Annotated in this window: 19 protein-coding genes and 2 tRNA genes; 4 read left to right on the forward strand and 17 right to left on the reverse strand. The window is 70.5% G+C overall.

Annotation, left to right across the window (positions count from 1 at the left end; translation table 11 throughout):
* From clpX to metG, 14 genes are all read right to left on the reverse strand, one after another.
* Entirely contained in the window at positions 1-1284 is a 1284-nt protein-coding gene (gene clpX, locus AC4BGB_RS05205; protein ID WP_490545356.1) for an ATP-dependent Clp protease ATP-binding subunit ClpX, read from the reverse strand.
* A gap of 141 nt (positions 1285-1425) precedes the next feature.
* Complete coding sequence (locus AC4BGB_RS05210) at positions 1426-2043, reverse strand: ATP-dependent Clp protease proteolytic subunit (protein WP_490545358.1); 618 nt, start codon at positions 2041-2043, stop codon at positions 1426-1428.
* A gap of 31 nt (positions 2044-2074) precedes the next feature.
* Positions 2075-2701, reverse strand: coding sequence for an ATP-dependent Clp protease proteolytic subunit (locus AC4BGB_RS05215; RefSeq protein ID WP_490546788.1), 627 nt, complete (start codon positions 2699-2701; stop codon positions 2075-2077).
* Positions 2702-2803: 102 nt separating this feature from the next.
* Entirely contained in the window at positions 2804-4033 is a 1230-nt protein-coding gene (locus AC4BGB_RS05220; protein ID WP_490545360.1) for an alpha/beta fold hydrolase, read from the reverse strand.
* Between the two features lie 54 nt (positions 4034-4087).
* Positions 4088-5515, reverse strand: a complete 1428-nt coding sequence (tig, locus tag AC4BGB_RS05225) for a trigger factor (protein ID WP_490545362.1) — start codon at positions 5513-5515, stop codon at positions 4088-4090.
* 65 nt (positions 5516-5580) lie between these two features.
* Positions 5581-5653 (reverse strand) — tRNA-Pro (locus AC4BGB_RS05230).
* A gap of 48 nt (positions 5654-5701) precedes the next feature.
* Positions 5702-5772 (reverse strand) — tRNA-Gly (locus AC4BGB_RS05235).
* Between the two features lie 142 nt (positions 5773-5914).
* A complete protein-coding gene (locus AC4BGB_RS05240) occupies positions 5915-7006 on the reverse strand; it encodes a PP2C family protein-serine/threonine phosphatase (protein ID WP_490545364.1) in 1092 nt (363 codons plus the stop codon).
* Between the two features lie 120 nt (positions 7007-7126).
* The gene (locus tag AC4BGB_RS05245) at positions 7127-7969 is read right to left on the reverse strand and encodes an Fpg/Nei family DNA glycosylase (RefSeq protein ID WP_490545367.1); all 843 of its coding nucleotides are present in this window, start codon (positions 7967-7969) and stop codon (positions 7127-7129) included.
* On the reverse strand, positions 7962-8459 hold the full coding sequence (locus tag AC4BGB_RS05250) for a ribose-5-phosphate isomerase (protein ID WP_490545371.1): 498 nt from the start codon (positions 8457-8459) through the stop codon (positions 7962-7964). The genes AC4BGB_RS05245 and AC4BGB_RS05250 overlap by 8 nt, the downstream gene beginning before the upstream one ends.
* A gap of 27 nt (positions 8460-8486) precedes the next feature.
* A complete protein-coding gene (locus AC4BGB_RS05255) occupies positions 8487-9206 on the reverse strand; it encodes a M50 family metallopeptidase (protein ID WP_490545373.1) in 720 nt (239 codons plus the stop codon).
* Between the two features lie 7 nt (positions 9207-9213).
* The gene (locus tag AC4BGB_RS05260) at positions 9214-10113 is read right to left on the reverse strand and encodes an alpha/beta hydrolase (protein ID WP_490545375.1); all 900 of its coding nucleotides are present in this window, start codon (positions 10111-10113) and stop codon (positions 9214-9216) included.
* 3 nt (positions 10114-10116) lie between these two features.
* Positions 10117-10686, reverse strand: coding sequence for an LURP-one-related family protein (locus AC4BGB_RS05265; RefSeq protein ID WP_490545378.1), 570 nt, complete (start codon positions 10684-10686; stop codon positions 10117-10119).
* Positions 10683-12491 (reverse strand): methionine--tRNA ligase, encoded by a 1809-nt coding sequence (metG, locus tag AC4BGB_RS05270; protein ID WP_490545380.1) that lies wholly within the window; start codon positions 12489-12491, stop codon positions 10683-10685. The genes AC4BGB_RS05265 and metG overlap by 4 nt, the downstream gene beginning before the upstream one ends.
* A gap of 80 nt (positions 12492-12571) precedes the next feature.
* On the opposite strand from metG, the gene AC4BGB_RS05275 reads away from it, so the two are divergent.
* On the forward strand, positions 12572-13252 hold the full coding sequence (locus tag AC4BGB_RS05275; RefSeq protein WP_490545382.1) for a GOLPH3/VPS74 family protein: 681 nt from the start codon (positions 12572-12574) through the stop codon (positions 13250-13252).
* Positions 13253-13262: 10 nt separating this feature from the next.
* On the opposite strand, the gene AC4BGB_RS05280 is transcribed toward AC4BGB_RS05275, so the two are convergent.
* Positions 13263-13913: a mycothiol-dependent nitroreductase Rv2466c family protein gene (locus AC4BGB_RS05280; RefSeq protein ID WP_490545384.1), complete on the reverse strand. Its 651-nt coding sequence runs from the start codon at positions 13911-13913 to the stop codon at positions 13263-13265.
* An 81-nt stretch (positions 13914-13994) separates the two neighbouring features.
* Here AC4BGB_RS05280 and pepN point away from each other — a divergent pair, with 81 nt between their 5' ends.
* Positions 13995-16553 carry an aminopeptidase N gene (pepN, locus tag AC4BGB_RS05285; RefSeq protein ID WP_490545386.1) on the forward strand — a complete coding sequence of 853 codons (2559 nt, stop codon included), beginning with the start codon at positions 13995-13997 and terminating at the stop codon, positions 16551-16553.
* Positions 16554-16565: 12 nt separating this feature from the next.
* Here the strand turns inward: pepN and AC4BGB_RS05290 are convergent, their stop codons facing one another.
* Both AC4BGB_RS05290 and AC4BGB_RS05295 read right to left on the reverse strand, forming a co-directional pair.
* Entirely contained in the window at positions 16566-16946 is a 381-nt protein-coding gene (locus AC4BGB_RS05290) for a DUF5130 family protein (protein ID WP_490545388.1), read from the reverse strand.
* On the reverse strand, positions 16933-17298 hold the full coding sequence (locus AC4BGB_RS05295) for a hypothetical protein (protein WP_490545390.1): 366 nt from the start codon (positions 17296-17298) through the stop codon (positions 16933-16935). Before AC4BGB_RS05295 ends, AC4BGB_RS05290 begins: the two co-directional genes overlap by 14 nt.
* A gap of 78 nt (positions 17299-17376) precedes the next feature.
* Between AC4BGB_RS05295 and AC4BGB_RS05300 the strand changes: the two genes are divergently transcribed.
* Both AC4BGB_RS05300 and AC4BGB_RS05305 read left to right on the forward strand, forming a co-directional pair.
* On the forward strand, positions 17377-18360 hold the full coding sequence (locus AC4BGB_RS05300) for a mechanosensitive ion channel family protein (RefSeq protein WP_490545393.1): 984 nt from the start codon (positions 17377-17379) through the stop codon (positions 18358-18360).
* Between the two features lie 67 nt (positions 18361-18427).
* Positions 18428-20950, forward strand: a complete 2523-nt coding sequence (locus AC4BGB_RS05305; protein ID WP_490545395.1) for an SCO7613 C-terminal domain-containing membrane protein — start codon at positions 18428-18430, stop codon at positions 20948-20950.
* Positions 20951-20957 lie beyond the last annotated feature (7 nt).

The raw sequence follows: 20957 nt of genomic DNA on the forward strand, positions 1-20957 counted from the left end.
TCAGGCGGACTTCTTCTTGCGGGGCTCGGCCTCGCGCGGGACCAGCGTCGGGTTCACGTTGTCCGAGACGGCCTCACCGGTCACCACGACCTTGCCGATGTCCTCGCGGGAGGGCACGTCGTACATCACGTTGAGGAGCACCTCCTCGATGATCGCGCGCAGGCCACGGGCACCGGTGCCGCGCTCCATCGCCTTGTCGGCGATCGCCTCGACCGCGTCGTCGGTGAACTCGAGCTCGACGCCGTCGATCTCGAAGAGCTTCTGGTACTGCTTGATCAGCGCGTTGCGGGGCTCGGTGAGGATCTGCACCAGGGCAGCCTGGTCGAGCTTGTTCACGCTGGCGATCAGGGGCAGCCGGCCGATGAACTCCGGGATCAGGCCGAACTTGACCAGGTCCTCGGGGCGGACCTGGGCGAACATCGCGTCGGACTCGGTCTCGTTGGAGCTGCGCATCTCGGCGGTGAAGCCCAGGGTCTTCTTGCCCACCCGCTGCTCGACGATGTGCTCGAGCCCGGCGAAGGCCCCACCCACCACGAACAGGATGTTCGTGGTGTCGATCTGGATGAACTCCTGGTGGGGGTGCTTGCGACCACCCTGGGGCGGCACCGAGGCCGTGGTGCCCTCCAGGATCTTCAGCAGGGCCTGCTGCACGCCCTCGCCGGAGACGTCGCGCGTGATCGACGGGTTCTCGGCCTTGCGGGCCACCTTGTCGATCTCGTCGATGTAGATGATCCCGGTCTCGGCCTTCTTCACGTCGTAGTCGGCCGCCTGGATCAGCTTGAGCAGGATGTTCTCCACGTCCTCGCCGACGTAGCCGGCCTCGGTGAGGGCGGTGGCATCGGCGATCGCGAACGGCACGTTGAGCATCCGGGCCAGCGTCTGCGCCAGGTAGGTCTTGCCGCAGCCGGTGGGACCGATGACCAGGATGTTGGACTTGGCCACCTCGACCGCGTCTTCCTTGGACTGCTTGGCCGGGTTGACCGCGACGCCGGACTGCACCCGCTTGTAGTGGTTGTAGACCGCCACCGCGAGCGACTTCTTGGCGTTCTCCTGGCCGATCACGTAGGAGTTGAGGAACTCGAAGATCTCACGCGGCTTCGGCAGCTCCTCGAGACCGACCTCGGCCGTCTCGTTGAGCTCCTCCTCGATGATCTCGTTGCACAGGTCGATGCACTCGTCGCAGATGTAGACGCCTGGACCGGCGATCAACTTCTTGACCTGCTTCTGGCTCTTTCCGCAGAAGGAGCACTTCAGGAGGTCCCCGCCGTCACCGATCCGTGCCATCCAACCTCATCCTCTCGATCGGGCCGGAGCCCGCCTTCATGTCTCGCCCGACCACGTTTCTCGCCCGACAACGTCCAGACAAGGCGTCCCATGACCGTACTCCGAGATCGTGCTCCTCGGTGGAGGACACGACTGTTGAAACTAGCGACCGGCCCCGAGTGCCGCCACGGCCTTGCGCGATTCCAGGATGGAGTCGATCAGGCCGTACTCGAGAGCAGCGTCGGAGGTGAGGATCTTGTCGCGCTCGATGTCGAGATTGACCTCCTCCGGAGTCTTGCCGGAGTGCTGGGCGATCAGCTTCTCGAGCAGCTCACGCATCCGCAGGATCTCGTTGGCCTGGATCTCGATGTCCGAGGACTGGCCGTAGGTGCCCTCGGTGTAGGGCTGGTGGATGAGGATCCGGCTGTTCGGCAGCGCCAGGCGCTTGCCCGGGGCACCGGCCGCCAGCAGGACGGCGGCCGCCGAGGCGGCCTGGCCCAGGCACACGGTCTGCACGTCGGGCTGGATGAACTGCATCGTGTCGTAGATCGCGGTCATCGCGGTGAACGAGCCACCGGGGCTGTTGATGTAGATCTGGATGTCGCGCGAGGGGTCCATCGACTCCAGGCACAGCAGCTGGGCCATCACCGCGTTGGCGATGTCGTCGCTGATCGGGGTCCCGAGGAAGATGATCCGGTCCTCGAAGAGCTTGGCGTAGGGGTCGATCCGGCGAACTCCGTAGGAGGTCCGCTCTTCCCACTGTGGGATGTAGTAGTTCATCAATGCTCTCGATTCTGGTGGCAGCGGAGGGTCACTTGGAGCGGGCGGGACGGCCCTCGTCGACCGCGTCCCGTGCGCTGGTGATCACGTGGTCGATGAAGCCGTAGTCCTTCGCCTGCGCGGCGGTGAACCACCGGTCGCGGTCGGCGTCGGTCTCGACCTGCTCCAGCGGCTGGCCCGTGTGCTTGCTGATCAGCTCGAAGAGCACCTTCTTGATGTGCAGCGACTGCTGCGCCTGGATCTTGATGTCGGACGCGGAACCGCCCATGCCGCCCGAGGGCTGGTGCATCATGATCCGCGCGTGCGGGAGGGCGTAGCGCTTGCCCTTCTCGCCGGCGCACAGCAGGAACTGGCCCATGGAGGCCGCGAGGCCCATGCCGACGGTGGCCACGTCGTTGGGGATGTAGTTCATCGTGTCGTAGATCGCCATCCCGGCATCGACCGAGCCACCGGGGCTGTTGATGTGCAGGAAGATGTCGGCCTCGGGGTCCTCGGCGCTCAGCAGCAGGAGCTGGGCGCAGATCGCGTTGGCGTTCTGGTCGCGCACCTCCGAACCGAGGAAGACGATGCGCTCTCGCAGGAGACGCTGGTAGATGTGGTCGTCGAGGCCGTAGGACCCTCCCCCGCCGTCCATCCGCGGAGTGGTCAGGCCGTGCATGGAGTTCTCAGTCACGGGACCGACCCTAGACGCCCCCGGGGACATTTCCACGGGCAAATCCCGTTGTTCGCCCACAGCAGACTCATCGGGGCTCGTCGGGGCTCACCGGGCGGGGCTCTCGTCCTTGGTCGGGGCGTCGGAGCGGTCCAGCAGCCACGCCCGGACCGCGGCGTAGACGTCGTCGTGGTTGAGCAGGTCGAAGTGGTCGGCCAGGGGCACGTGCAGGGTCTCGGCCCCCGGGAACATCTCCTCGCCGTTGCGGCGCATCCCCAGTGCGGAGGAGTAGGGCACCAGGTAGTCCCCGATGGTGTGCGCGGTGACCGAGCGTGGGGATCTGGTCAAGGTGGCCGCCACCAGCCGGTAACGAGCGTTCGGGAGGTTCTGGACGTCCTCCGCCAGGCCGTGCCGCAGGTCCAGGATGCCGGTCGAGCGGTACTCCAGGATGCGCCCGAACGGGGCCGCCTCCGGGACGCGCCCGATCACGCCGACCCCCTTGTTCACGACGCGCTCCAGCGGCGCGCCGAGGTGCGGGGTCCCCAGGCACACCACGTCGGTGACCAGGTCGGTCCAGGGCAGGTCGCTGTCGGTGGTGACGGCACAGGCCGCGCGCAGGATCAGCCCGCCCATGGAGTGACCCACGAGCGCGATCCGGCGTACGTCGGTGGGCCAGGCGGCGACGAGGCGGTCGAGCAGGGCCGCCATCGCCACGCCGTTCTCCGCGATCGGGAGGCCGGTGTTCACCCGGAGGAACACCGGGGTCCACCCCTCCTCGGCGATCCGCGTGCCGTAGCTGCGCCGGTCGGGGGTCTCACGGCGCGCCTCGGTCCGGGGCCGGGCCGCCCGGTTCCAGTAGGCCTCGTTCTCGCTGAGGCCGTGCACGAAGACCACGAGCTCCTCGCTCGCGTCCGGGTACGCCGCAGCGAGCCCGGGCCGGTCCAGCACGACGTCGCGGCCCTCGACACGGACCCCCATGTCGAAGCTGAACCGGGAGCCCTCGTCGCGCAGCCGGTCACCGATCAGCCCGTTCACCGCTGCCCGGACGAACCGGCCCTTCGAGGTCGCCTCGAGCTCGGGGGCGAGACCGGCCTCGCCCGCGACACTGAGTCCCTTCGCGGAGAGCTTCAGGCTGGCGCTGATGCTGCCGTAGACGAGCCCGGCGACACCGTCGTGGATCCGACGGGTCACGGTCGGGCCGCCCACGAGCTCTGCGACGCCGTGGACGCGCTTGGCCACGGCGCCGTGGACGTCTCGGACGGTGCCCAGGATCAGGTCTTCGGCGACCTCCGTGGCCAGAGCCGCTGCGTCGAGCACGTTGGCGTCATTCGTCGTCACAGTGCACAAGTGTTCACTGAAACTCGCGAATGGGCCACCGCGACCCGCCGGGAATCAGTCCTTGGACGTCTCCGCGGCCTCGGGAGCGGCCTCGGTCTCGGTCTCGCCCGCGTCCTGCGCCGCGTCCTCGGCTGCCTGCTCGGCCTCGGGGTCACCCAGGCTGCCGTCGGGCCGGAGGTTCTTCAGGTCCACCACGTTGCCCGACTCGTCGGTGACGGTCGCGCCCTCGACGATCCGCGCCAGGGCCTTGCCGCGCACGACCTCGGAGACCATCTCGGGGATGTGGTTGTGCTCGACCATGTGCTTGATGAACTCGTCCGGGTTCTGGCCCGACTGCTGCGAGCGACGGAACAGGTGCTGGGACAGCTCGTCCTGCTCGACACCGATCTCCTCGGTGCGCGCGATCTCGTCGAGCAGGAACTGCGAGGCCATCGCGTCGCGGACCCGCTTCTCGAGCTCGGCCTCGAACTCGTCGATGGTCTGCTTCTCGCTCTCGAGGTAGGCGTCCATCGTCATGCCGATCTGGGCCAGCTGCTGGTCGATCTCCTGGCGGCGACCGGCGAGCTCCTCGGCGACGACACCCTCGGGGAGGGGGATCTCAGCGGAGTCGAGCAGCTGCTCGAGGACGGCGTCACGGGCGGCAGCAGCCTGCTCGAGGCGCTTGCCGCGCTCGAGCCGGGCCGCGACGTCCGCACGCAGCTCCTCGATGGTGTCGAACTCCGAGGCGGTCTGGGCGAAGTCGTCGTCGAGCTCGGGCAGCTCCTGCTCCTTGACCGCACCGAGCGTGACGGAGACCTCCACGTCCTGGCCGGACAGGTCCCCACCGAGCAGCTGCGAGGTGAAGGTGGCCTGCTCGCCGGCGCTGAGGCCGCGGAGCGCGTCGTCGATGCCCTCGAGCATGTCGCCGGAGCCGACCTTGTAGGAGTACCCGGCGACCTCGCCGCCCTCGACGTCCTCGCCGTCACGGGTGGCCTTGAGGTCGATGGTGACCAGGTCGCCGTCCTGCGCCGGGCGGTCCACGTCCTGCAGGGTGGCGAACCGCTCGCGGAGCGCGTCGAGCTGCTCGGCGACGTCCTCGTCGGTGACCTTGAGGTCGTCGACCTGCACGCTGAGCGCGTCATAGGCAGGCACGTCGATGCTGGGGCGTACGTCGACCTCGGCGGTGAACTCGAGCAGCGTGTTGTCCTCGAGCTTGGTGACGTCGATCTCCGGCTGCGCGAGCGGCTGGAGGTCGTTCTCCTGGAGCGCCTGGACGTAGAGCTTCGGCAGGGCGTCGTTGATCGCCTCGTCGAGGACGGCGCCGCGGCCGACCTGGCGGTCGATGACCGGCGGCGGAACCTTGCCCTTGCGGAAGCCGGGGATGTTGATCTGCTTGGCAATGGCCTGGTACGCCGCGTCGAGGCTCGGCTTGAGCTCCTCGAAGGGCACCTCGACGGTGATCTTGGCCCGGGTGGGGCTCAACGTCTCGACGGCGCTCTTCACAGGGTGTCTCCTTGGTATCGGGGGTTCGGGGCTGTTGTGGTGGTCGTTCACGAGCGAATGCGGAGTCGGGGCGACAGGACTCGAACCTGCGGTCTCCTGCTCCCAAAGCAGGCGCGCTAGCCACTACGCTACGCCCCGCCAGAAGGCCCTCCGAGCGTGTCTCCACGCGTCTCGAAGGCTCCTGAGAGCGGATGACGGGAATCGAACCCGCGTAGTCAGTTTGGAAGACTGAGGCTCTACCATTGAGCTACATCCGCGAACGCCCCCTCGCGAGGGCGGGCTCCATCGTGCCACAGCGGGTCTCCACTGCACGAACCGGCCGCCCACTCGGTCGCCCCGTGGGTCGCCCCGTGGGTCGCCCCGTTGGTCGGTCGCTTGGTCGCCCCGTCGGTCGCAGGGTCAGCGGCGGTGCACCAGAACCAGCGCCCGGTCGTCGTCGGTCTGCTCCATGGAGTCGACCAGCATCTGCGCGCCGCCCTCGAAGCCGCCCTGGAACAGCCGCTCCCCCAGCCCGGCCAGCTTGTCCATCCCCAGGGAGATGTCGCGCCGGGCCGTCTCGACGAGTCCGTCGGTGAACAGCAGCATCGCGTCCCCGCTCGCCAGGGTGCCGCGGACGCACTCGAACTCCGCATCCTCGATCAGTCCCAGGATCGGTCCGTCGGAGCTGACCACGTTCCACCGCCCTGACCCCGCGTGCAGCCACATGCCCGGCGGGTGCCCGGCCTTGCGCAGCTCGAAGTCACCGTTCACCAGGTCGACGTGCAGGTGGATCGCGGTCGCGAACCCCTCGTCCCAGTCCTGGCCGCTCAGGTAGTGGTTGGCCGCGGTGAGGAACTGGTCCCCGGGCACGGCGGAGACGATGCCGTTGAACGCGCCCGAGAGGAACAGGGCCTGGGAGCCGGCCTCGACCCCCTTCCCCGAGACATCGACCACCACGAGGTCCAGCAGGTCCCCATCGGAGCGGCGGGCCACGATGAAGTCACCCGCGAACGAGGTGCCCCCCGCCGACTTGACGACCGACTCCACGAGCCAGGAATCGGGCAGCTCCGGCAAGTTGCCCTGCTTGGAGATCCGGTCGCGGAGGTCGACGAAGATCGCCTCGCTGCGCGGCGCGGAGACCCCGAGCCGGCCGCTGCGGAAGGAGGCAAGCATGATCAGCAACGCGATCACGAACGTGACCGCCGCCCGGGCGATCGCGCGCAGGCTCACCACGGGCTGGTCCACGAGGAGCACGCAGAAGCACGCGCACACGAACACCACGAACCACGGCAGCGTCCGGGGGCCGAGCCACAGGCTTCCGATGAACATCGGCAGCAGGAGCACCGTGGAGGGGGCGACCTCCGGTGACAGCAGGCCGACCAGCGTGCACGCGACCGTGAGCAGGACCAGGAACACGAGCGCCGGCCGGTCGGAGACCGACATCTCGCGCCGGACCCGCAACGACAGTCCGCTCCAGGGACGCTCGTGCCGGGTGGGCGAACCGGTCAACATGGTTCCCTCCCTCGGCCGAGTCGGACGGTGTCGACGGGTCCTCCTCGAACGCCCGGCACCGGACCCCTCAGTATGTCGGTCCTTCGTAACGTTTTGAGCGATTTGCCGAGATCGGTCATCTCAGCGCTGGGCCCGGGAGCGGAACACGGGCTGGCAACGCGGGCACCAGAACGAGTTCCGTCCGGCCAGCGTCTGGGTGCGCACAGCCGTGCCGCACACCAGGCACGGTGCCCCGGTGCGCCGGTAGACGTAGACCTCGCCACCGTGGTCGTCCACGCGTGCGGGCCGGCCCATCGCCTCGGGGGTGTGCTCCGGACGCACGGTGTCGATCCGGCCGGTCTCCACGCCGAGCTGCATCAGCTCCACGAGGTCGTCCCAGATCGCACGGAACTGGCTCACCCGCAGGGTGTTGCCCGGTCGCAGCGGATGGATCCGGTTCCGGAAGAGCACCTCCGCGCGGTAGACGTTCCCGATGCCCGCGAGCACGGATTGGTCCATCAGCAGGTCCCCGATCGGCCGCTGGCTCCTGCTGATCCGCGCCCAGGCCGCCATCGGGTCCGCGTCGGCCCGCAACGGGTCGGCGCCGAGCGCGGCGATCACCGACTCCTGCTTCTCCTTGCCGATCAGGTCGCACAGGATGGCGCCCCGCAGGTCGGCGTACGTCGTGTCGTTCTGCAGGCGCAGCCGGACCTGGCCGACCGGAGCGGGCACCGGGGCCCCCGCCTGGACAGGGTGCAGCTCGAACTTGCCGATCAGCCCGAGGTGGACGTGGATGTAGCGCTCACCGGGGAACTCCACGAACAGGTGCTTGCCCGCGGAGTCGGCGCCGAGCACCGGCTGTCCGTCGAGGACGGCAGCGTCGGCGGCGAACCGTCCCTGGGGGCTGCTCACCCGGGCCGGACGGCCGGCGAACGCGGCCGAGAGGTCGTTCGCGAGGCGCCGGAGGGTGTGCCCCTCAGGCATCGGGCCCGAGGCCGACGGCGGAGTCCGGCAGCGGGGGCAGCACCCCGCTCGACTCGTACTCCGCGAGCATGGCGATACGCCGGGAGTGCCGTTCCTCGCCGGTGAACGCGGTGGTCAGGAAGATCCCGATGAACCGCGTCATCTCCTCCAGCGTGTGCATCCGGCCGCCGACCGAGATGACGTTGGCGTCGTTGTGCTCCCGCGCCAGGGAGGCGGTCTCGTCGCTCCAGGCGAGGGCCGCGCGGACTCCACGGACCTTGTTGGCCGCGATCTGCTCGCCGTTGCCCGAGCCGCCGATCACCACGCCGAGGCTGCCCTCGTCGGCCACCACGGCCTCCGCGGCACGCAGGCAGAACACCGGGTAGTCGTCGAGGGCGTCGTAGACGAACGGCCCGTGGTCCACGGGCTCGTGGCCCTGCTCGCGCAGCCAGTCGACCAGGTGGTCCTTCAGCTCGAGGCCGGCGTGGTCAGAACCCAGGTGGACGCGCATGGTGCGATTCTGGCAGACCCCTCCCGCTCACCTGGAGGCGGCGAGCAGCCAGCTCCCCCCGACGACGAGCGCCGCCACGTTCACCAGCCAGAACACCGCCTCCCAGACGATGCCGGGGACTCTCGTCAGCCTGGCCAGCACGTCGGCATCCGAGGTGCGGGCACCGCCGCCGCGACGGTGGGCGTGCAGCTCCAGCACGGCGCGGGGCGCTGCCAGGAGCACGAACCAGGTCCCGACGTGGGCGAGGACGACCTGCACGGGCGGGCTCCCCCACCAGGACAGCGCGAACACGCCGAGGCCGACCACGAGCACCGCGTAGAGGCCGTAGAAGTTGCGGATCTGGAGCAGGAGCAGGGCGAGGAGCACCAGTGCCAGCCAGAGCATCCCGACGGCGTGCCCCTCCTTGAGCAGGTACGCCGCCCCCAACCCCATCAACCCCGGGCCCACGTAGCCCGCAGCACTGGTGAGCACCATCCCGAGACCGGTCGGCCGGCCGCTCGACAGGGTCAGCCCCGAGGTGTCGGAGTGCAGCCGGATGCCGGAGAGCCGGCGCCCGGTGAGCAGCGCCACCACTCCGTGCGCCCCCTCGTGGGCGATGGTGACCAGGTGCCGGGCACGAGGCCAGAGCGGTGGCGTCATCAGCAGCATCGCCAGGACGGCGGTCGCCACCACCACGCCCAGCGACGGGGGCGGCTGGGTCCCGAACGCGCTCTCGCGGACCCGCTCGAGGACCTCGCCGAGGCTCACCGCCCGGTCAGCGGTCCAGGACCAGCTGGACGAAGCCGGCGACCTGGCGGTTGAGGGGCTCGGCAGGGTCGTAGACGTCGGGGTGACGCCAGAAGCCGTGCACCTGTCCGAGGTAGCGCGTCGCGGTGACCTCGACCCCGGCCTCGGCCAGCAGCTGGGCGAGGTGCTCGCCCTCGTCGCGGAGGGGGTCCTGCCCGGCGGTGACCACCAGGGTGGGCGGCAGCGTCGCGAACCGGTCCTGCCCGGCGAGGTCGGCCCCGAGCGGGGCGAGGTCGGGATGCGCGAGGTCCTCGGGCGAGGCGGCGTACTGCTGCCAGTACCACGCGCCCTCGCGCGGGTCGAAGCCGTCGGCCGCCGTCGTGTAGGACTCGAACGAGGCGGTCGGGTCCAGGAACGGGTAGATCAGCACCAGCCCTGCCGCGATCCCCGGGTTGCGCAGCGCGGCGACGAGGGCGAGGTTGGCGCCCGCGCTGTCACCGTGCAGGAACACCGGACCCTCGAGGCCCCGGGTCCGGCGCTCGCGGACCAGCCAGGCCAGGACGGTGTCCACGTCTTCGGGAGCGGCCGGGAACCGGTGCTCGGGGGGAAGCCGGTAGTCCACGCTGAGCACCGCGATCCCGCAGCGGTTCGCCACCCGGCGTGCAGCAGCGTCGTGGACCTCGACGTCGTGGAACACGAACCCCCCGCCGTGCAGGTGGACCAGCAGCCCGGGTCGCGCGCCCTCGGGGCGGTAGAGCCGGCACGGCACCCCGTCCGCGTCGAGGTCGGTCACCTCGGCCACCTCCTCGCGCGGGGCAGCGGCGGCCTCCTCGCGCGCCGCGCGGCGTGCCTCGTCGATGTCGGTCTCCCAGACCAACGGTTCGCCGGCGGCCTCCTCGACGGCCTTCCTCGCCTGCGGGTAGAGCACGGCTCAGCGGGCCATCAGCGCGTCGAGGCCCACGGCCATCGAGGCCGCGAGGCGGAAGTCGAGACGGGGGTCGGGGACGGTGACGGTGTAGCGGTCGCGCAGCGACATCTGGCGCTCCGAGGTCATCACCACCGCACCGGTGCCCTGGTCGACGAAGTCGAAGTGGAAGGAGAACGGAAAGTCCACGAACCGGCGCAGCAGGGCGACCACCTGGTTGCGCTCCCGTCCGGTGGCCTCCAGCCCCGGTCCACTGAGGTGGAAGGTGGAGCGGAGCAGGCTCTGCCCGAAGTCCTTGCGGAACATCCCCAACGGCGCCCCGTCGGCGTCACGGACGTCGTAGCCCGCGTTCAGGTCCATCACCTGGCGAGCCTGGAAGGAGAACACCGGCTGGGTGCGCTGGTCGTCACGGAAGAACGTGACCTGCTCCTTGAACGCCATCCGCTTCTGCTGCGCCACGGCCATCAGCCGGCCTACGGAGCCGTCGGGGTTGGCCTCGTTGATCTCGTAGCGGTTGACCATCATCGTCAGCTTCTGCTTGACGTAGAACTTCGGCAGGTACATCTGAGCCGTCATCGGCCGTCCTCTCCGGTGCTGAGTCGAGCGAGCTCCTCGTCGACGATTACGGGGTCGAGCTTGGTGAACACCGGGGTGGGCTTCTCGATCGGGGTTCCGGGCACGAGCACGCGGCGCTCCCAGCGGCGTACCGAGGTGTAGTCGCCGGTGAGGATCGGGTAGCCCGCTCCCCCGTCCAGGTCCTCCGCCTCGACCAGCTGCGGCATCGGCTGCACGTCCCCGTCTCCGCCGAGGGCCTGGTCGACGGCGTTCGCGGAGAACGGCAGGAACGGGGAGAGGATCGTGTTCAGGTCGGCGACGCACTGGGCCACCACGTTGAGGATGGTGCCGAGACGCTCGCGCTCGTCGTCGCCCTTGAGCTTCCACGGCGCGGAGTCCGAGACGTACTTGTTCACCTCCGAGACCACCCGCATGGCCTCGTTGATCGCCGCCTTCTGGCGGTGCCGGGCGATCAGGTCGCCGACCGTGTCGAAGGTGGACCCCACCAGGTCCAGCAGCGCCTGGTCGGTCTCCTCGAGCGGCCCGGCGGCCGGGATCTCGCCGAAGCTCTTGGCGATCATGTTCGCGGTGCGGTTGACCAGGTTGCCCCAGCCGGCGACGAGCTCGTCGTTGGTGCGGCGTACGAACTCGGACCAGGTGAAGTCGGAGTCCTGGTTCTCCGGGCCGGCGGCGGCGACGAAGTAGCGGAACGCGTCCGGCTGGTAGCGGCTGAGCAGGTCGCGGACGTAGATCACGACGCGCTGCGAGGAGCTGAACTTCTTGCCCTCCATCGTCAGGAACTCGGAGGAGACCACCTCGGTGGGCAGGTTCAGCGCGCCGAACTGGCCCGGCTGGCCACCCTTGTCGCCCTTGCCGTCGTAGGCCAGCAGCTCCGCCGGCCAGATCTGGCTGTGGAAGGTGATGTTGTCCTTGCCCATGAAGTAGTAGCTCAGCGCCTCGGGGTCGTTCCACCACTCGCGCCAGCGGTCGTCGTCACCGGTACGACGGGCCCACTCCACGCTCGCCGACAGGTAGCCGATCACCGCGTCGAACCACACGTACAGCCGCTTGGTCGGGTTCTCGGCCCAGCCCTCCAGTGGCACCGGGATGCCCCAGTCGATGTCGCGGGTCATCGCCCGCGGGCGGATGTCCTCGAGGATGTTCTGGCTGAAACGGATCACGTTGGGCCGCCACAGCCCCGTCGCCTCCCGGCCGTCGAGCCACTCCTTGAGCGCATCGGCCAGCGCCGGGAGGTCGAGGAAGAAGTGCTGGGTCTCCACGAACTCCGGCGTCTCGCCGTTGATCCGCGACCTGGGGTCCCTCAGGTCGGCCGGGTCGAGCTGGTTGCCGCAGTTGTCGCACTGGTCGCCGCGGGCCTTGTCGTAGCCGCAGATCGGGCAGGTGCCCTCGATGTAGCGGTCGGGCAGCGTGCGACCGGTGGACGGGCTGATCGCCCCGAACGTGGTCTTCTCGATGAAGTAGCCGTTGTCGTAGACCCCGGTGAACAGCTCCTGGACCACCGCGGTGTGGTTGCGGGTGGTGGTGCGCGTGTAGAGGTCGTAGGAGATGCCGAGCGCGGCGAGGTCCTCGGCGATCACCCGGTGGTTGCGGTCGGCGAGCTCCTGCGGGGTGACGCCGGCCTCGTCCGCGGCGATCAGGATCGGGGTGCCGTGCTCGTCGGTGCCGGAGACCATCAGCACGTCGTGGCCGGCCATCCGCATGTAGCGGCTGAACACGTCCGAGGGCACCCCGAAACCGGCGACGTGGCCGATGTGGCGGGGGCCGTTGGCGTAGGGCCAGGCGACTGCGGACAGCACTTTGCTCATGCGGGTGATCCTAGGCGCGAGGGGGCGACGCCACCGACCGGGTGCGGGCGGCCGGTTGTCCGGTCTCCTAGTCTGCTGGCATGACGAGGTTGATCGCCGAGGACCTGCTGCTCCTGCTGCTCGAGGACGAGTCCGGGAAGCTCACGAACGCCAGCTACCTCGACACCGGCATCGGGGGCGCACTGCTCGTGGAGCTGGCGCTCGGCGGGCACGTGGAGGTGGTCAAGAGCGAGAGCAGGTGGACCCGCGCCAAGGTGCACTCGACCGGCACGGCGCAGCCGGCGGATCCGGTGCTGGTCGAGGCCCTCGGCATCATCGCCGAGAAGGAGCGCTCCGCCGACGACCTGGTCGGCCGTCTGGGCCGGAAGCGGCGCGAGCCTCTCCTTCTCAGGCTGGAGCGCGAGGGGATCCTGCGCCGCGAGGAGGGCAGGATCATGGGCCTGTTCCCGACCACCCGATGGCCCGCCGCCGACAGCAGCCACGAGGCCGAGGTGCGCCGACAGCTCACGGACGCGCTGGTCCACGGTATTGCGCCCAGCGAGCGGGTCGCTGCCCTGGTGGCCCTGCTCTCCGCGCTCGATCTCGCCCACAAGGTCGTCGACACCGGCGGCCTGCCGGCCCGCGAGGTCCGCAAGCGCGCCAAGCAGATCGCCGCCGGCGACTGGGCCGCCAAGGCCGTGCGCGACGCCGTGAGCGCCGCTCAGGCCGCGATCCTGGCCAGCATCACGGTGGCCACGACCGCGGCCAGCACGAGCAGCTGAAGCTCCTGGCTCAGCTGAAGTCGAGGTCGGCCGTGCGGCTGCGCTTGAGCTCGAAGAAGTAGGGGTACGACGCGACCGCCACGCACCCGTCCCACAGAGCGCCGGCCTCCTCGCCGCGCGGCGCCTTGGTCAGCACCGGCCCGAAGAAGGCCACGCCGTTGATGTGGATCGTCGGGGTGCCGACGTCGTCGCCCACCGCGTCCATGCCCTCGTGGTGGGACCGCGCCACCGCCTCGTCGAGGCCGCTGTCGTCCATCGCGTCGGCCAGCTCGACCGGGAGGTCCGCCTCCTTCAGGGACTCCTCGATCAGCTCGCGGGAGATGTCCTGCTCCTGGAGGTGGATGCGGGTGCCCATCGCGGTGTACAGCGGAAGGAGCACCTCGTTGCCGTACTTCTGCTCCGCCGCGACCAGCACGCGTACCGGGCCCCAGGCGCTCTTCAGCATCTCCCGGTAGTCCTCGGGGATGTCCTTGTCCTGGTTGAGGTAGGCCAGGCTCATCACGTGCCAGCGCACCTTGATGTCGCGCACCTTCTCGACCTCGAGAATCCACCGAGAGGTGATCCACGCGAATGGGCAGCGCGGGTCGAACCAGAAATCTGCCTGCGAACCGGTCTGGGAAGTCGTCATGCACAGTCGAACGCACCCGGCAGGTCGATACATTCCCGACGTCTTGCAGCCGTCCACTCTGGGCGTCTCACGCGGGTTCGGAGCATGTCGCCCCCGGGTGCAATGATGGAAAACATGCCTGGAACCAACCTGACTCGCCATGAGGCACAGACCCGTGCCCGGTTGCTCGCGGTCGACTCCTACACCGTGGAGCTCGACCTGACGACCAGCGAGACGACGTTCGCGACCACCACGACCATCGAGTTCACCAGCGTGGAGACAGGCGCCGAGACCTTCGTCGACCTCGTCGGTGCCACGGTCGGCGAGGTGACCCTCAACGGGGTCGCGCTCGACCCGGCCGAGGTCTACGTCGACAGCCGGATCCAGCTCACCGACCTGCAGCCGACCAACGTGCTGGTGGTCCGGGCCGAGTGCCCCTACTCGCGCACCGGCGAGGGCCTGCACCGGTTCGTGGACCCCGCCGACGACCGGGTCTACACCTACACCCAGTTCGAGGTTCCGGACGCCCGGCGCGTCTTCGCCACCTTCGAGCAGCCCGACCTCAAGAGCGTCTTCACCTTCCACGTCACCGCCCCCGAGGACTGGGTCGTGGTCTCCAACTCCCCCACCCCCGAGCCGAAGCCGCTGGGCGAGGGCAAGGCGCTGTGGCAGTTCCCCCCGACCGAGCGGATGTCGACGTACATCACGGCCGTGATCGCCGGTGAGTACCACGCGGAGTACGACACCTACCGCGGCAAGTTCGGCGAGATCCCGCTCGGGCACTTCTGCCGGCAGTCGCTCGTGGAGCACATGGACACCGCGGAGCTGGTGAAGCTGACCAGCCAGGGCTTCGAGTTCTTCGAGGACGCCTTCGACTACCCCTACCCGTTCCACAAGTACGACCAGCTCTACGTGCCGGAGTACAACATGGGCGCGATGGAGAACGCGGGCGCGGTGACCCTGCGCGACGAGTACCTCCCGCGCAGCCGCCAGGACGCCTCGTTCTACGAGTTCCGCTGCTCGGTGATCCTGCACGAGATGGCCCACATGTGGTTCGGCAACCTGGTCACGATGCGCTGGTGGGACGACCTCTGGCTCAACGAGTCCTTCGCCGAGTGGGCCTGCTACCACGCGGCCGTCGAGGCCACGGAGTACGACGAGTCCTGGACCGGCTTCACCAACGCCCGCAAGAACTGGGCGCTGCGCCAGGACCAGCTGCCCAGCACGCACCCCATCGCCGCCGACAACCACGACCTCCAGGCGGTCGAGGTCAACTTCGACGGGATCACCTACGCCAAGGGCGCCTCGGTGCTCAAGCAGCTGGTGGCCTGGGTGGGCCTGGACAACTTCCTGGTGGGCCTGCGCTCCTACTTCAAGCGGCACGCCTTCGGGAACTCCGAGTTCAGCGACCTGCTGACCGCCCTCGAGGAGGCCTCCGGGCGCGAGCTGGAGCCCTGGGCCAAGGAGTGGCTGCAGACCAGCGGCGTGAACACGCTCTCACCGCGCTTCGAGCTCGACGAGGACGGGAGCTACGCCTCGTTCGAGGTGCGGCAGACGGCCACCGGCGAGCACCCGACCCTGCGCCGCCACCGTCTCGCGATCGGGCTCTACGACCTCGAGTCGCGTCCCGACGGGACCGAGCACCTGGTCCGGCGTACCTCGATCGAGGTGGACGTACACGGCGAGACCACGCCGATCCCCGAGCTGGTCGGCGCCACCCAGCCCCACCTGCTGCTCCTCAACGACGGTGACCTGACCTACGCCAAGATCCGACTCGACGAGCGCTCGCTGGCAACCGTCGTCGACGGTCTCTCCCGGCTCGACGACTCGCTGGCTCGCGCCCTGTGCTGGGGCGCCGCGTGGGACATGACCCGCGACGCCGAGCTGAGCGCGACCGACCTCGTCAACCTGGTGCTGGGCAACATCGCCAGCGAGACCGACGCGTTCGGCTCCTCGCGGATCCCCGGCTACGCCGCCCAGGCGATCAACAACTTCTCCGCTCCCGGCAACCGTGCGGCACTGCGGGAGACCTGGGAGAAGGGGCTGCGCAGGCTGCTGGAGGAGGCGGAGCCGGGCAGCGACCACCAGCTGACCTTCGCCCGCAGCTACGCCGCCGCCGCGCACAGCGACGAGGGGCTGGCCGACCTGAAGGCGCTGCTCGAGGGCTCTCTCGTCCTCGAGGGCCTCACCGTGGACACCGACCTGCGCTGGGCACTGCTCACCGGGCTGGCGCGCGCCGGCCGGGCCGACGAGGACCAGATCGAGGCGGAGAAGGCCAGGGACAACACCATCTCTGGCCGGGAGCGCGCGGCAGGTGCCTGCGCCAGCCGGCCGACGGCCGAGGCCAAGGCCGAGGCGTGGGAGATCGCGATCGTCCGTGACGACGTGCCCAACGAGACCCAGCGCAGCGTGGTGGGAGCGTTCATGCAGCCCGGACAGGCCGACGTGCTCGAGCCCTACGTGGAGAAGTACCTCCAGGCAGCCGACACGCTGTGGGAGGACAAGGGCACCCAGCGCGCCTCCACCGTCCTGGAGCTGATGTTCCCCCGGCCCCTGGCCTCACCCGAGCTGCTGGATCGGGTGAGCAGGTGGCTGCAGGAGTCGCCGGCAAACTCGGCGGCCAAGCGCTACGTGCGCGAGGGTGCCGCGGACGTGGAGCGCTACCTCGCCGGGCAGGCGAAGGACGCCCAGTAGGTCAGCCGGAGCTCAGCCGTGCAGCGTCTCGGGCTGCCGGGCGCTCTCGGCCAGCTGCAGCACGCCGTGCTTGATGCCGCCGACCAGGTCGCCGTTGGCGAACGCGGACTGCATCCCGACAACGGCCAGCTCGACGGCACCGTTGCTCAGCGAGCGACGCACGACCGAGCCGGTGACCACCTCGATCGCCCGGGCCGACGGGTCGACCAGGATCAGGACGCTGCGGTCCGGGGATGCCAGCGAGGCGTGCAGCCGCTGGGCGTAGGAGTGGTGGTCGCCGTCCACGACGCCCACGAAGACGGAGAACTCGAACCGGCACGACGTCTCCGCCGCACGGATCGCCCGGTCGATCTCGGCCTGCTGGGCCGAGGAGAAGGCGTCACCAGCCGGCACTGGCGCCGCCGGTGTCCTTGGAGCGCGCCTCGACCTGTTCCGGCGTGACCTCGTCAGCAGCCTGCGCGCCCTTGGTGGGGCCGCCGAACCACTCGGTCTCGCCTCGCCAGGTCTGTCCGGGCTCGTAGCCCTTCTTCGAGGCCAGTGACGGCAGGATCGCCAGCAGGGTGATCACGATCGCGAGCCCGAGCGGGATGATCACCAGCAGGAGCAGGTAGTTGAAGGCCGAGACGGGATCGCCGCTGTCCCATCCCTCGGGCTCCAGTGCGGCGGCGGGGCTGAGCATCCCCGCTCCCAGCACGAGCGAGAACGCAACCGGAAGGGCCAGCAGTGAACGGCGGAAGGGGCGCATGCCTCGGTGAGTGAACACACATGAAGGATAGCCGCGTCGGGCTGGATGCCTTCCCCCATCCCTCGTAGCCTCCCTCACATGCTTTCTGCGACACCACCGTTCGGCCTGTTCGAGATGCCTGCTGCCTGCGAGGAGAGCGACAGCTGGACCTGCGCGGCCGTCTACGACTGGACCGGGGGCAACGAGGACCTGGCCGGTGCGGCCACCTGGCTGATCGGCAAGCCGCTCGCCATCCTGGTGATCTTCGTGACCGCGGTCGTGCTCCGCTGGGTCGCCACCAAGGCGATCGACCGCGTGGTCCAGCGCGCCGAGGCTGCTCCCCTGGGAGCACGCACCGCCTTCAACCGCAGGGCGCAGCGGGCGAAGAGCCTGGGCACGCTGCTGAAGAGCATCACCACCACGATGGTGTTCGGCATCGCCTTCGTGATGGCGCTCTCCGAGCTCGGCATCAACGTCGCCCCCATCCTCGCCAGCGCGGGTGTGCTCGGCCTCGCCATCGGCTTCGGCGCCCAGAACCTCGTCAAGGACTTCCTGTCCGGGGTGATGATGATGATCGAGGACCAGTACGGCGTCGGCGACGCCGTCGACCTCGGTGAGGCGGTCGGGACCGTCGAGGCGGTGGGCCTGCGGGTCACCCGCGTGCGCGACGTGGACGGCACCGTCTGGTACGTGCGCAACGGCGAGATCCTGCGGGTCGGCAACCAGAGCCAGAACTGGGCCCGGACGGTCCTCGACGTCGGCGTGAGCTACTCCGAGGACCTCTCCCGGGTACGCCGGGTGCTCACCGACGTCGCCCACGGCCTGTGGGAGGACGAGGACTTCAAGAACATCATCATCGAGGAGCCCGAGGTCTGGGGCGTGCAGAACCTCGCTCCCGACGCGGTGATCGTGCGGGTCACGCTGAAGACCGCCCCGATGCAGCAGTGGGCGGTGGCGCGTGAGATGCGCGAGCGGATCAAGTCGCGCTTCGACCACGAGGGCATCGTGATGCCGCTCCCCCAGCGGGTCGTCTGGCAGAGCGGCCCGGCCGCGGACCGGCCGGCCGCCCCCGCACCTGAGTAGTCCTACTCAGTCCGGTTGAGTCGCGCACCGGGCGCGCGGGCCGACCCCGGACCGCGACGATCGCTCCATGAGCAGACTCGCGGACCCGACCATCTGCCCCGACTGCCGCGGCAGCCTCGACCCCGACGCCACGTGCACGCAGTGTGGCCTGCGGATCCGGGGCCCGCTCGCCGGCCAGCTGTGGGCGGTGATGGTCACCGCCGACGGGCTGGTGGAGCAGCTCCGACTGGCCCCGGAGAGCGCCCCGGAGAGCTCCCCGGTGAGCGCCCCGGGGACCAGCGCTGTCACGGGCGGACCCACGCCGGTGGTCCCGGGACCGGCGGCAGCCCTGCCCCGCCACCCCGGCACCGCCACCCCGGCCGCTCCGAGGCCCCGTCGGCTGCCCTCGGCCTCGGTGCCCGTGGTGCTGCTCTCGCTGGGCGCGCTGTGCCTGCTGGTGGCCGCGGTGGTCTTCGTGGCGGTGACCTGGAGCCTGCTCGGCCTGACCGGGCGCACGCTGGTCCTGCTCGCGGTGACCGCTGCCTTCGCCGCGGTGGCCACGGTCCTGACCCGCAAGGGCCTGCGCGGAGCCGCCGAGACGTTCTGGTTGGTGGTCGCGGGGATGCTCACCGTGGACCTGCTCGGCGCCCAATCCGCCGGCCTGCTGGGCCTGGACGCCCTCTCCTGGCGCGGGACGAGCGCCCTGGTGGGTGTGCCGCTGCTGGCCCTGGGTGTGGCGGCAGGCGCCTGGGCCCGGAGCCAGCCCGTCGGGCGGCTGCTCGGCGCCGAGTCGGTGGCCGTGCTCGGCGCGCTCCTGGTGTGCGCGAGCAACGCGTGGTTCGCCGAGAACCCTGCGCTCGGCACCACCATCGCCGTCCCGCTGCTCGGCGGTGGCTGCGCGCTGCTGCGCCGCAGGGTCCCCGTGGCGGCGTACGGGCTGGGCGGGGTGGGGGCGGTGACCTGGTTCGTGCTCCTGGGCGAAGGGTGGGCGCGAGTGCTGGAGAGCGCCACGCTCGCCGGCTGGTGGAGCCAGGGCCGCGGCTGGCCGCTGCTGGCCGCGTTCGTGCTCGCCGCCGTGGCAGCGCAGCTCGTCCGGCCCGACCAGCTCCGCTCGGTGGTCGCCGGGCTGGCGCTGGTGCCGCTGGTGCTGCTCGGCAACGGTCCGGAGACCGGGGCACCGGCCACCCAGCAGCTCCTCCTCGTGTGCGCCACCCTCGCCGTGCTCGGCGCGCTGACCGCCCTGGCGGGCGAGGTCTGGGCCCGCGGTGCGGCAGTGCTCACCGGGCTAGGGATCGCCGGTCTGGGCGTGTGGCTGGCCGCCGTGCCGTTCGATGTGGTGGCCGAGCTCGACCCCGACGGCGTCGCCGCGACCGACGTGCTCCTGCCGATGCAGGGGGGCCACCCCGCCTGGTGGACGTTCCCGGTGGCCGCGACAGCGGTGGTGCTCGCGGCGTACTGCCTGGTCCGCCGGCTTCCGGCGCGGCACGCCACCACCGCGAGCCGGGTGGTCGCCACCCTGACGCCGGTCACGCTCGCGCTCGGCCTGCTCGCCCTGGTCCTGGAGCTGGCGCCGCCGCTGTGGGCGGGCGTGCTCGCCGCCGCACTCGCGACCGCGGCCGGTGCGGGAGCGGCCTGGTGGTCTCGCGATCGTCTGGTCGCCGCCGTGGCCGGGAGCACCGCCACGGCGTACCTCGCGGCCCTGACGCTGTACGCCGCCGCTGCCGCCCACCTGCTCAGCGCGCTGGCGGCCACGGCGATCGCCCTGGTCGCGGCGCTGGGCGGGGCGGTGCGTGAGCGCGAGCGCGCCGCCCTGGCCCCGGCGGTGCTGGGCACGGTCTCCGCGCTGCTCGGCGGCTGGGCGCTGGTCTCCCGGGGCCTGGAGGCCGGGCTCGAGCCGAGCACGCGGGCGCTGCTCCTGGCGGTGTACGCCGCCGCGGTCGGCCTGCTCGCCGCCCCGGCCACCCGTCAGTCCAGCACCCGGGTCGCCCTGGAAGCGTCCGCCGCCGTGCTCGCCCTGCTCGCCCTCGCCGCGTCGGGCGACGAGCGGACCGCCGCGATGGTGCTCACCGTCGTCGGGACGGGCCTGTGCGCGATCACCGTGAGCACGCGGGACCGGCTGCACCTCGGCTGGGCCGGGGCCGCCGTCCTCGGCATCGCCACGGTGCTGCGGGTGGACGCCGCGGTGCGTGCGCCGGAGCTGTACACGCTCCCGGCCGCCCTGCTGCTCGTGGCGGCGGGCGCCTGGCGGCTGTACCGGGACCCCACGACCACCAGCGTCGCGGCGCTCGGCAGCGGGCTCACGCTGGCGCTGCTGCCGAGCCTGCTGCTGGCGCTGGACGAGCCGGTCTCGGTGCGCGGCGCGCTGGTCGGGGCGGCGTCGGTGCTGACCCTCGCGGCCGGGCTCCGGCTGCGCCTCGCCGCACCTTTCGTCCTGGGGGCCCTGGCCACCGGCGCGCTGGCGATCAGGCACCTGGAGCCCGTGGCCGAGGCGGTGCCCCGCTGGGTCTCGCTGGGCGGTGTGGGCGTGGTCCTGCTGCTGGTCGGGGTGACCTGGGAGGCCCGGCGACGCGACCTGGAGACCGCCCAGCGCTACCTCGCCGCCCTGCGCTGAGGACCCG

The sequence above is a fragment of the Nocardioides sp. Z30_9 genome (genome assembly GCF_058215735.1).

Excerpts from the sequence above, each read along its gene's own strand:
- AC4BGB_RS05280 (WP_490545384.1), bottom strand. The coding sequence starts at position 13,913 with ATGTATCGACCTGCCGGGTGCGTTCGACTGTGCATGACGACTTCCCAG.
- AC4BGB_RS05245 (WP_490545367.1), bottom strand. The coding sequence starts at position 7,969 with ATGCCTGAGGGGCACACCCTCCGGCGCCTCGCGAACGACCTCTCGGCC.
- AC4BGB_RS05240 (WP_490545364.1), bottom strand. The coding sequence starts at position 7,006 with ATGTTGACCGGTTCGCCCACCCGGCACGAGCGTCCCTGGAGCGGACTG.
- AC4BGB_RS05215 (WP_490546788.1), bottom strand. The coding sequence starts at position 2,701 with ATGCACGGCCTGACCACTCCGCGGATGGACGGCGGGGGAGGGTCCTAC.
- pepN (WP_490545386.1), top strand. The coding sequence starts at position 13,995 with ATGCCTGGAACCAACCTGACTCGCCATGAGGCACAGACCCGTGCCCGG.
- AC4BGB_RS05305 (WP_490545395.1), top strand. The coding sequence starts at position 18,428 with ATGAGCAGACTCGCGGACCCGACCATCTGCCCCGACTGCCGCGGCAGC.
- clpX (WP_490545356.1), bottom strand. The coding sequence starts at position 1,284 with ATGGCACGGATCGGTGACGGCGGGGACCTCCTGAAGTGCTCCTTCTGC.
- AC4BGB_RS05300 (WP_490545393.1), top strand. The coding sequence starts at position 17,377 with ATGCTTTCTGCGACACCACCGTTCGGCCTGTTCGAGATGCCTGCTGCC.
- AC4BGB_RS05295 (WP_490545390.1), bottom strand. The coding sequence starts at position 17,298 with ATGCGCCCCTTCCGCCGTTCACTGCTGGCCCTTCCGGTTGCGTTCTCG.
- AC4BGB_RS05250 (WP_490545371.1), bottom strand. The coding sequence starts at position 8,459 with ATGCGCGTCCACCTGGGTTCTGACCACGCCGGCCTCGAGCTGAAGGAC.
- metG (WP_490545380.1), bottom strand. The coding sequence starts at position 12,491 with ATGAGCAAAGTGCTGTCCGCAGTCGCCTGGCCCTACGCCAACGGCCCC.
- AC4BGB_RS05210 (WP_490545358.1), bottom strand. The coding sequence starts at position 2,043 with ATGAACTACTACATCCCACAGTGGGAAGAGCGGACCTCCTACGGAGTT.
- AC4BGB_RS05275 (WP_490545382.1), top strand. The coding sequence starts at position 12,572 with ATGACGAGGTTGATCGCCGAGGACCTGCTGCTCCTGCTGCTCGAGGAC.
- AC4BGB_RS05265 (WP_490545378.1), bottom strand. The coding sequence starts at position 10,686 with ATGACGGCTCAGATGTACCTGCCGAAGTTCTACGTCAAGCAGAAGCTG.